This is a genomic window from Pseudoalteromonas sp. SR44-5 (assembly GCF_014163675.1).
Classification (GTDB): Bacteria; Pseudomonadota; Gammaproteobacteria; order Enterobacterales; family Alteromonadaceae; genus Pseudoalteromonas; species Pseudoalteromonas rhizosphaerae.
This window is the reverse complement of sequence record NZ_JACJDT010000169.1, coordinates 1-589: the sequence shown is the minus strand read 5'-3', so window position 1 is coordinate 589 and position 589 is coordinate 1. Positions and strand designations below refer to the sequence as shown.

The 589-nt window shown below is 39.4% G+C and carries 2 rRNA genes; both read left to right on the top strand.

Going from position 1 to position 589, the window contains the following annotated elements:
• Window positions 1–2: 2 nt before the first annotated feature.
• Window positions 3–117: ribosomal RNA gene (gene rrf, locus H5154_RS23070) — 5S ribosomal RNA — on the top strand.
• Window positions 118–179: 62 nt separating this feature from the next.
• A 5S ribosomal RNA gene (gene rrf / locus H5154_RS23065) occupies window positions 180–294 on the top strand.
• Window positions 295–589 lie beyond the last annotated feature (295 nt).

Genomic DNA, 589 nt, shown 5'->3' with positions numbered 1-589 from the left:
TGCTTGGTAACAATAGCGTTTTGGACCCACCTGACCCCATGCCGAACTCAGTAGTGAAACGAAACAGCGCCGATGATAGTGTAGCATTTGCTATGTGAAAGTAGGACATTGCCAGGCTCCAAATTTAGTCGAAGGACTTAAAACTTAATAATTAAAATAAGAAAATTGAAAAGAATTTTCTTGGTAACAATAGCGTTTTGGACCCACCTGACCCCATGCCGAACTCAGTAGTGAAACGAAACAGCGCCGATGATAGTGTAGCATTTGCTATGTGAAAGTAGGACATTGCCAGGATCTAATTAAAGAAAGCCCGACTAGCAATAGTCGGGCTTTTTTACGTTTGCAGGAAAGTGATTTAGCAGTGAGTTAGCAAGGATTATGTTGGCGGGAAAAGGCTGCGCCAATCATTTACTCTTATACGTATAATACCAATCGACTTAAATATTTAACCATTCTAGCGAGCTAAATAATACCAATCTGCATAAAGATTAAGTCAATTTTATCCAGTCTCTAGAGCATATGCTTTTAACCGTATCAGGAACAGAAATGAATTTATTCCACGCTTGCGAAACCTGTTCGACTATTTCTT